Here is a 9319-nt window from a genome sequence, read left to right on the forward strand (position 1 = left end):
TTGGTGATTCTGAAAATTTATATTAACTTGTGAAAATATAGATAAAGATTTGAAATGCTAATTTTATAAAACAAAAAAAATTATGGAAAGAAAATATAACAGAACTACAGACATTTACACGATTCTTCTAATCGTAGGACTTATTGTAGTAATTGATACATTCCGGCTTCAGAACTTTATATGGCTGTATGACGGAATAAAATTCCTGATAGCCTTGCTGGTTATGCTTCTGGGGTTGTGGGGCTTGTTTGTGCCTTATGCCATTATAACAGACAACAGGTTAAAGATCAACTCCACAGTTTTTAAAATCAAAGAATTTGATCTTACTCAGGTAACACAGATTGAATTCAACGATAACAAAGACCAGATTGAAATAAAAGACCAGAACAACAGCCATTCGATTAAGTTAAGGTCAATCAGAAAAAAAGACAGGGCAGCTTTAAAAACAGATATTGAAAGTTATCAATCTCAGGAGCAGGAAGAATGAAAACCATTTTGCTGATTCTTATCATTGGATTTCCTTTTTTAAATTTACGGAATCCTGCATATGCGCAAAAAACAATCTTTCAAGAGGATTCCCTTTATAGCATTTCAAAACGGGAAAAGGATTCACTGGATGCATTTATCCATGAAAATTTCAGGGATTCCCTACCAGGTCTGGAAATCCTGGTCGTACACAAGGATAAAACCCTATACCACACCGCTTACGGCGTATCCCATTTTGAAGAACAAATTCCTCTGAAAAGAAATCTGATATTTGAAACAGGATCGGTTACCAAGCTGTTCACAGCCGTTGGCATTCTCAATCTGGTTGAAGAAAGAAAGCTTTCACTGAACGATTCCCTCTCCGAATTTTATCCGGATTTTCCCAATAGCAGTGAAATAAAGATTAAGCATTTGCTCTCACATACTGCCGGAATCCCCGACTATGCCATCCACTTTATGGAAAAAAATATCGCTGAGCATTTCGATCAGGGCTTTTCAAGAGCGAATTATTTTCAGAACATTGACAGGCAAAGCGTCCGGGAATATTTAAAAACCAAGCATACACACGCTCAGCCGGGGACTGAATGGGAATACAGCAACGGTAGCTACTATTTACTTGGGCTGATCATTGAAGAGGTCTCCGGTGTCAGCTACTTTACCTATATCAGAAACCACATTATTGAACCGCTAAACCTGAATTACACTACATTCCGGGATCCAGACAGCACATTCGACGCCCAATATGCAGGCGGCCATTACTATGATAAGGATCCTTCAAAGGAATCAAGCAGGCCGTACCAGGCATATTATCTTCCCAATGCGTATGCTTTTTCGGCCGGTGCACTCAATGCCAGGCTCCAAGACCTGTATCAGTTTTACAAACAGGTAATCAAAGGAAAAATAATTGATAAAAAACTTCTGGAAGAAGCCTTAACGCCTTATAAACTGAAGAATGGAGAACTTGCCAATACCGGTTATGGATGGTTTATTCATAACAAACAGGGCAAAAAAGTGATCTGTCATCCTGGCTGCACCATGGGCTTTTGTTGTATAAGCCATTATATTCCCGAAGATGATCTGTTTCTCGCCATCTACACAAATCGCAACAGTCAGCAATACAACCTGTGCGACCTCAACATAACCCTGATTAACAAAGTATTCTCATTCTTTTACTAAAAAAACAGCATTTGAGGTTGTTTCTTCTTAAAAAAGTTTAGCTTTGCTGTTTATATAGATCTTCTGGTTTTGCTTCTCATTAATAAGATCCGCTTACCTGCAATTTCTATAATTTATGTCAAATTTTTTATCATTATTTATTTTATTATGAACATTTTTATTGCAAAATTAAGTTCCGCCACAACAGGCGACGACTTACAAGAATTATTTGAAGAATACGGAAACGTGGAATCCGCTAAAGTTATCTACGATAAACTTACAGGAAATTCCAAACGATTTGGTTTCGTAGAAATGAAAAACGATCAGGAAGCCCTGGGCGCCATCAAAGAACTCGACGGTTGTGAATACGACCACAGCAATATCGTCGTAAAAAAAGCCAGGCCGAGAGAAGATTCAGGTGGAAGGAGTAATTTCAACCGAAATTAGATACACTTCAAACCAAAACAAAAAAGAAGGCTGTCATGGATTCATTGACAGCCTTCTTTTTATGTTTAGAAATCTCTTAAATAAAGAAACAACAATTTCCTTTCACAATACTTGTGATTTTTTTATCTTTTGCCAGCAAAATATAGGGTATAGTTGGATTTTTTAAACTGAACTCATAAATTAAAAATACAATCATTATGAACGGACCGAACTGGGGTATCATAGGAGCAGGTTTTATCGCCACTCAATTTGTTAAGGATTATGCGCACGTGAATGATGGCCGGATCACGGCGATAGCCAGCAGATCGAAAAAGAAGGCAGAATCCTTTGCAAACGAATACGGAATCGAAAAAGCTTATGAAGGCTATGACAGGCTAATGGAAGATAAGGAGATAGATGCCGTTTACATTGCTACACCGCACAATCTCCATTACGAAAACACCTTATCGGCCATAAAGAATAATAAAGCCGTACTCTGTGAAAAACCGGCTGCTGTAAACATGGACCAATTAAAAGAAATGATTGGTTTGGCCCGAAAAAACAATGTCCTTTTCATGGAGGCCATGTGGACCTATTTGCTTCCGGCTGTTGCGGAGGCAAAAAAATGGATCAGCTCGGGGGAGATCGGAGAAATCACACTGATTCAGGCAGATTTTGGAGTCTTTATGGATTTTCCGCCCGAACACCGGATCAACAATCCTCATCTTGCCGGCGGAGGTCTGCTGGACCTCGGAATATATCCGGTGGCACTGACTAATCTTATGATCGATGAGGAGATACAGAATATCCAAGCCATGGCACACTTCGGCGATACCCAGGTGGATGAAACCACAGTCATGCATTTGAACTACAAAAACAATGCAATTGCTCAACTGATTTGTTCAACAAAGAATCCCACCGCACATGATGCCCATATATACGGCACCAGGGGAAGAATTTATCTTCCTCATTTTTGGAAAGCCAGAAATGCTACGCTAACAACACCTCTTAAAGAGAGCGGTTACAAAGATACCAGGGAGTCCATTGGATATAACTATGAAATCGAGGAGATGAACAAGCTTATCAAACAAAATGCCAAAGAAAGTAATCACGTTCCTTACAGCATCAGCCTGAGAAACATGGAAACCCTGGACCACATCCGGAAAGAGATTAAGTTGAAGTATCCCTTTGAATAGAAAAACCATATCTTTTCCGAATTGTTAGTTACAACAAAATATTATAAATGCTTGATTTAATTTTTGATCATTCAATTTAGAGACTGTACCTTCACTAATTTAAAAACATAGACTATGGCCATCAAACGATTCGGAGTATCTCTGGAGGAAGAAGTGCTTGGCCAGTTGGATGAGCTGGTTAAAAAACACCAGTTTCCCAACCGTTCTCAAGCCATACGGTATCTGATCAAGGAACACCAGATTGAAGATCAGTGGAAAGAAAATGAAGCGGTAGCCGGTACCATCACCCTGCTCTTTGACCATCACAAACGTAATCTGTCCAACCAGTCCACCAGCATTCAGCACGAGTATCACCAACAGGTATTGTCGGTGCAACACATCCATCTGAATCACGACAATTGCCTCGAAACCATTGCCGTAAAAGGTAAAGCCAGTGAGCTCATCGATTTGGCAGATAAGCTCATTGGAATGAAAGGCATCAAACACGGCAAGCTGGTGATGACCTCTGTGGGATGAGGAATGTTTGAATGCAGGAATGAGTATATGATGAAAAGGTAAGAGCCCCATTAAATGCTCATTAAGTAGTGTTTGTCCATAAAGTCAAATCGATTTGAATCATCTTATCCAAATTAACCCAATCAGCATTTAACCAGTTAATTTATTCCGGTTTCATACACTTTCCCTTATTAACATGCTTCATTGATCTGTTTAATTATTTTTAACGTAACACGATTACAGAAATAGTAACATTTTGTATATTTGTAAACATTAAAAAACAACGGATTTTTATTCAGATCATCAATCTGCCCTTACAAATGGTATCTAAATCCATAAACAAACCGGGAAGAAAGACCCTGATCACAGGTATAATGCTTATCCTCACCGGATTTACAGCCTGCAACAATCCCGGGTCAGGGCAGAAAGCAGAGCATACAGTTGAGGACATGCTGGGCCGCCAGGTAAATGTTCCCAATGACATCAGCAGCGTAATCGGTATTGGTCCTGGAGCTCTGCGCCTCTTGGTTTATATGCAGGCAGAAGACATGGTTGCCGGTGTAGAAGAGATAGAAAGGCGGACCGGCCGCCCCTATAGCTATGCGCATCCTGAGCTGGCCGAAAAACCCCCTATAGGTCCGGCTTTTACCGGAGATGCTGAACTGATCACCGAACAAAACCCGGATGTGATCTTCAAAACCTACACCACAAAAAAGGAAGCGGATAAATTACAAAGAAAAACCGATATCTCTGTGATTGCACTCAAATACGTCAACGAAAGCAGTGAATGGGATGTGCTTGAAAATGCGCTTCACATGGTAGGCCATGTGCTTGGGAAAAAAGAGAGGGCAGAATCCCTCATCCGCTATTACCGAAACACCATCGACACACTGAACCAATTGACAGGCAACATTCCAAAAGAGAAGAAGCCCAAAGTTTACATCGGAGGCGTATCCCATAGGGGAATACATGGCATTAACTCAACCTCACCCTATTATGAGCCTTTTGAGTTTACCAATACCACAAATGTAGCTTCCACGCTCAAAAAAAATTATGCCAATAACGAAGGGGTTTTTCTGGATATTGAGCAGATACTGGTATGGCAACCCGAGCTGATCTTCCTTGACCTTGCCGGCCTGGATCTGGTGAAAAAAGACCTCACAAACCACGGAACAGCTTTTAAAAAGGTTCCGGCTTTCCGTGATCGAAACATATATGGAGTGCATCCCTACAACTGGTACAGCACCAATTATGCCACGGTACTGGCTAATTCATGGTATGTAGCCTCAGTTCTGTATCCGGATAGGTTTCAGAACACCGACATCATTGCAAAAACCGATTCCATCTACAAACATTTTCTGGGTGTTGGTGTCTATAATAAAATGAAAGAACAATACGGAGGATATGCAAGGGTGAAGCCCGAAGAACTGTTCGGACAGTAAAGCAGGAAACAAATGTATAATAATGGAAAAATCGACTGATGGAAACCATTGAAACAAGTTACAGGAGTTACCAGGGGAAAAAATATGCCTTTCTGCTTCTCATGTTTGTTGTGCTCATTGCTTTTGCAATTGTCGGCATTACTCTGGGTTCCGCAAGTATTGGACTGAATGACATATTCAACGTCATCTTTGCCAGGGGCAGCGAAATGCAGCATCAGATCATCGTTAACATCCGGTTACCCCGTGTACTTTCGGCCATTCTGGCGGGTACAGCTCTTGCCGTATCAGGTGCCGCCATGCAGACCATTCTGAGAAATCCACTGGGATCTCCTTTCACTCTGGGTGTTTCCAATGCCGCTGCCTTCGGTGCCGCTTTCGCCGTTATTGTTCTATCGGCAGGAACCAGTCAGAGCGGAAATACCGAAACCGTAATGCTGAACAATCCATACAGCGTTACCATATCGGCCTTCCTCTGGAGTATGGTCAGTACATTAATCATCTTTCTGCTGGCCAGGTTCAAGGGAGCCACTCCTGAAGTAATGATCCTCACGGGAATTATCCTGGGTTCGTTATTCTCGGCAGGAATTACAGCATTACAATATTTTGCGGATGATATCGAGATCTCTTCTATTGTCTTCTGGACCTTTGGCGATATCGGAAGATCCTCCTGGAGAGACTTTCTGATTCTTCTGGGGGTAGTACTCATAGCCACGGTGATCTTTCTGAGGAACCGGTGGAATTACAATGCACTGGATGCCGGCGACGAGATGGCCAAAAGCCTGGGCGTTCACGTACAGCGAACACGCCTTACAGGTATGGTAACCGCTTCGCTTGCAACAGCAGTTACCGTATCGTTCTTTGGCATCATCGCCTTTGTCGGATTGGTTGTTCCTCATATTGTTCGAAGGGTGATTGGTGGCGATGAACGTTTTCTGATACCCGCCTCTGCCCTTTTCGGCGGTATGTTTTTGCTGGTCTCCGATACGGTGGCCCGCACAGTCATCGCTCCTGTAGTGCTGCCGGTGGGTATACTCACTTCATTCCTGGGAGCCCCGCTCTTCCTGTATCTTTTGATCAGAGGAATAGGGAAAGGATATTGGTAAAAACAAAAAAAATGAAATTATGCAGCTCACGATAGACAACATCACATTCAGCTACAACGGACGACCGGTACTGGAAAATGTCAACAGAGAAATTCCCGGAGGAGATTTTGCAGCCATCGTAGGTCCGAATGGTTCGGGCAAAAGTACCTTGCTGCGATGCATCGATGGAATTCTCAAACCCAAAGAAGGAACGGTATTCGTTGAAAATGAAAACATCCATCAGTTTAACAGACACACCAGGGCCAAAACTTTTGGATATGTGCCCCAGGAAGCCCGGAACACCCCTCCAGCTACGGTTTTTGACACGGTTTTAATGGGCCGCAAACCCTATATTGGATGGAGAATAAAAGAGGAGGACAGAAACATCACCGGCCGCATCATCAGACAGCTTGATATGGAAGATATTGCCATGAAGGATGTAAACAAGCTTAGCGGAGGTCAGCGGCAAAGGGTTTTCATAGCCCGTGCACTGGCCCAGCAGCCCAATATACTTCTGCTTGACGAACCTACAGCCAATCTCGACCTGAGGCATCAGCTCGAAGTGCTGCAGTTGCTGCAAAATGTAACACAAAAAAACATTACCACACTGGTAGCCATTCATGACCTTAACCTCGCCGCCCAGTATTGCTCAACCTTCATTATGCTGAAGGAAGGAAAAATATTTGCCACCGGCGGTAAAGAGATACTGACCAGAGAAAACATCGAGAACCTTTACAATATACGGGTAAACATATTTCACAACAACGGAAATGTGTTTTTCGTGCCGGTAGAAAAGGCATAAATTCCTTATCTTTACAAAAAAACCCGCATGCAGAACTTTTCTCAACAAGAACATAATTAATATGCGGGTTTCCTGGTGATATAAACAAAGTTTGTGAATTTGGCATATAAATCAATTTGAAATTCATATTTTGAAAAAAAATGTTACATCAATGAAAGAAACCCAACCTCAATGATGGATATGGATCCGTATTATTATACCAGGCAGGAAATAACGATCAACATAGAAGAAATCGGCCGGAAGGCCCTTCGAATCACCATTCCCCTCATACTTTTTTCGATCATTCTTTTCTTTATTCTCTGGCCCGGGATGTTCAGCTTCAATGCGTTCAGGAATGCTTTTCCTGATAATCCGCTTATTGTATTGGCTATCGTCCTGGGAGGTATCGTTTTGCACGAATTGCTCCACGGCATTACATGGGCCCTTTTCTGCAAGAATGGGTTTAGATCTATCCGCTTCGGGATATGGCTCAGGATGCTCACCCCCTATTGTCACTGTAAAGAACCGCTAAGAAGAAACCAGTACATCGCGGGTGGTTTCATGCCCGGCCTTTTGCAGGGTATTTTCCCTCTGATATTTGCTTTAGTACAAGGTAGCATGGGATTTTTGTTACTGGGAATATTTTTTTCATTTGCTGCCGGAGGTGACTTTGCCATGATGTGGGAACTCAGAAAAGAAAAGAGAAGCAGCTTACTTCTTGATCACCCGGATAAGCTGGGTTGTTATCTTTATAAAAAAAAGAATAAAAATTAATGGAAAATGTAATCATTTTTTTTTAAATTTCCACATTGCTAATACCTTAAAATCATGAAACCAATTGAACGGGAACTTCAGTCTATTCTTCTAAACGAGATCAATACCGGCAAAATTCTCATTATTTCGGGGCCTCAGGGAGCAGGCAAAACCCACTTACTAAAAAGTATAGCTTCCTATTATGAGGGCATATGCCTTTATTTAAATGCCGGTGAACAAAAGAGCCAAGAATTCCTGCTGGAAAAAAACAGTCAGGAATACTGGGAAAAAATAAGCAACAAACACATTCTTCTTATTGATGATGCCCAGTGTTTACCGAATCTTGAAGAAGTTCTGCTATTCTTCAAAAATACCATTCCTGCCTTGAAAATAATCATTACCACCATTTTCAAACCCACTCTGCCGGGTCTGGATAACATGCGATCGGATCACGTGCTCTACCCCCTTACCCACCAAGAATGCCAGCAGGTAAACTGGGGGATCAAAAGAATCGATCATCTGGAGCAAAGGCTTATTTACGGTAATTATCCCCAAATTCTTGATACATTCAGCAAAATAGAGAAACAACTTTATCTGAATGAACTTTTCGATATTTATCTGCTCCGGGACATCCTGACGACCGGAAACAAAAACAAAATGAAAAAAGTAATCCATCTCCTGCGCCTGATAAGCTATCTGATCGGTCAGGAAATTTTCTACAGGGAACTGGAGAAAAAATTATCTATGAACCGGTATACGGCAGAAAAATATCTCCATTTACTGCAGGATCTTTGTATCATTCATCAATTAAAAGGATTCAAAAGAAATCTGAAAAAAGAAGTCAGTGTGAATTCAAGCTGGTATTTCACTGATAATGGTCTGCGCAATGCCATTGTGGGGAATTTCAATCCCCTTGAAAGCCGGGATGATGTAGAAACACTCTGGAAAAACTACCTGATTTCCGAAAGGCTTAAAAAACAAAAATACCAGATGGCCAGAGCAAAAAATTATTTCTGGCGGACCTATGATCAGCAGGAAATTGACATGATAGAAGAGATAGACGGCAGGCTTTGCGGATTCATATTCTCATGGAACAACAACAAACACAAAATTCCCCTGGCCTGGAGAAAGGCTTATCCTGACGCCGAAGTCAAATTCATCACCCCGAAAAACTATTTGGAGTGGTTTCATTAAAAATACCGGAACAACCATTCCATTCAAATTCCCCTTAGCCATAAGTTATTCTGAAGCAATGGAATGATAATAAATATTTGATCTTGTTCATTATTTGAATCCCTCCGGTATTCATGACTATTTGGCCGCGAATTTTATTTATCCGGACCAAATTGTGCAAAAGTTTTACCTATTTTCCCATTATATATAAAGGTGAATTGACTTTTTATAAAAGTCAGGGTTGTTTCCGGATGGAAAGTTTTATCGAATCCCTGATCAATCAAAAAATTCACAAAAAATAAAAATCATGACCCATGCATCCTTAAACGC

General features: G+C 41.3%; 10 protein-coding genes. All 10 read left to right on the forward strand.

Translation table 11 applies throughout. From position 1 onward, the window contains the following. Positions 1–82: 82 nt before the first annotated feature. The 10 genes from KGY70_03455 (at position 83) to KGY70_03500 (ending at position 9010) form a co-directional block, all read left to right on the forward strand. Positions 83–487 carry a hypothetical protein gene (locus KGY70_03455; GenBank protein ID MBS3774223.1) on the forward strand — a complete coding sequence of 135 codons (405 nt, stop codon included), beginning with the start codon at positions 83–85 and terminating at the stop codon, positions 485–487. Then, positions 484–1662 (forward strand): beta-lactamase family protein, encoded by a 1179-nt coding sequence (locus tag KGY70_03460; protein ID MBS3774224.1) that lies wholly within the window; start codon positions 484–486, stop codon positions 1660–1662. The genes KGY70_03455 and KGY70_03460 overlap by 4 nt, the downstream gene beginning before the upstream one ends. 147 nt (positions 1663–1809) lie before the next feature. Next, positions 1810–2088 carry an RNA-binding protein gene (locus tag KGY70_03465; GenBank protein ID MBS3774225.1) on the forward strand — a complete coding sequence of 93 codons (279 nt, stop codon included), beginning with the start codon at positions 1810–1812 and terminating at the stop codon, positions 2086–2088. 197 nt (positions 2089–2285) lie between these two features. Continuing rightward, entirely contained in the window at positions 2286–3263 is a 978-nt protein-coding gene (locus KGY70_03470) for a Gfo/Idh/MocA family oxidoreductase (GenBank protein ID MBS3774226.1), read from the forward strand. Positions 3264–3377: 114 nt separating this feature from the next. Beyond that, positions 3378–3779, forward strand: a complete 402-nt coding sequence (gene nikR, locus KGY70_03475; protein ID MBS3774227.1) for a nickel-responsive transcriptional regulator NikR — start codon at positions 3378–3380, stop codon at positions 3777–3779. Between the two features lie 299 nt (positions 3780–4078). Continuing rightward, complete coding sequence (locus KGY70_03480; protein MBS3774228.1) at positions 4079–5200, forward strand: iron ABC transporter substrate-binding protein; 1122 nt, start codon at positions 4079–4081, stop codon at positions 5198–5200. Between the two features lie 38 nt (positions 5201–5238). Next, positions 5239–6303 carry an iron ABC transporter permease gene (locus tag KGY70_03485; GenBank protein MBS3774229.1) on the forward strand — a complete coding sequence of 355 codons (1065 nt, stop codon included), beginning with the start codon at positions 5239–5241 and terminating at the stop codon, positions 6301–6303. 19 nt (positions 6304–6322) lie between these two features. After that, entirely contained in the window at positions 6323–7084 is a 762-nt protein-coding gene (locus KGY70_03490) for an ABC transporter ATP-binding protein (protein ID MBS3774230.1), read from the forward strand. A gap of 171 nt (positions 7085–7255) precedes the next feature. Continuing rightward, positions 7256–7837 carry a DUF3267 domain-containing protein gene (locus tag KGY70_03495; protein ID MBS3774231.1) on the forward strand — a complete coding sequence of 194 codons (582 nt, stop codon included), beginning with the start codon at positions 7256–7258 and terminating at the stop codon, positions 7835–7837. Between the two features lie 54 nt (positions 7838–7891). After that, positions 7892–9010 carry an ATP-binding protein gene (locus KGY70_03500; GenBank protein ID MBS3774232.1) on the forward strand — a complete coding sequence of 373 codons (1119 nt, stop codon included), beginning with the start codon at positions 7892–7894 and terminating at the stop codon, positions 9008–9010. Positions 9011–9319: the final 309 nt, after the last annotated feature.

The organism is Bacteroidales bacterium (genome assembly GCA_018334875.1).
In the GTDB taxonomy this organism is placed as follows: domain Bacteria; phylum Bacteroidota; class Bacteroidia; order Bacteroidales; family UBA12077; genus JAGXLC01.

Coding starts and splice junctions, on each gene's coding strand:
- KGY70_03455 (MBS3774223.1), top strand. CDS start 83: ATGGAAAGAAAATATAACAGAACTACAGACATTTACACGATTCTTCTA.
- KGY70_03460 (MBS3774224.1), top strand. CDS start 484: ATGAAAACCATTTTGCTGATTCTTATCATTGGATTTCCTTTTTTAAAT.
- KGY70_03465 (MBS3774225.1), top strand. CDS start 1,810: ATGAACATTTTTATTGCAAAATTAAGTTCCGCCACAACAGGCGACGAC.
- KGY70_03470 (MBS3774226.1), top strand. CDS start 2,286: ATGAACGGACCGAACTGGGGTATCATAGGAGCAGGTTTTATCGCCACT.
- nikR (MBS3774227.1), top strand. CDS start 3,378: ATGGCCATCAAACGATTCGGAGTATCTCTGGAGGAAGAAGTGCTTGGC.
- KGY70_03480 (MBS3774228.1), top strand. CDS start 4,079: ATGGTATCTAAATCCATAAACAAACCGGGAAGAAAGACCCTGATCACA.
- KGY70_03485 (MBS3774229.1), top strand. CDS start 5,239: ATGGAAACCATTGAAACAAGTTACAGGAGTTACCAGGGGAAAAAATAT.
- KGY70_03490 (MBS3774230.1), top strand. CDS start 6,323: ATGCAGCTCACGATAGACAACATCACATTCAGCTACAACGGACGACCG.
- KGY70_03495 (MBS3774231.1), top strand. CDS start 7,256: ATGATGGATATGGATCCGTATTATTATACCAGGCAGGAAATAACGATC.
- KGY70_03500 (MBS3774232.1), top strand. CDS start 7,892: ATGAAACCAATTGAACGGGAACTTCAGTCTATTCTTCTAAACGAGATC.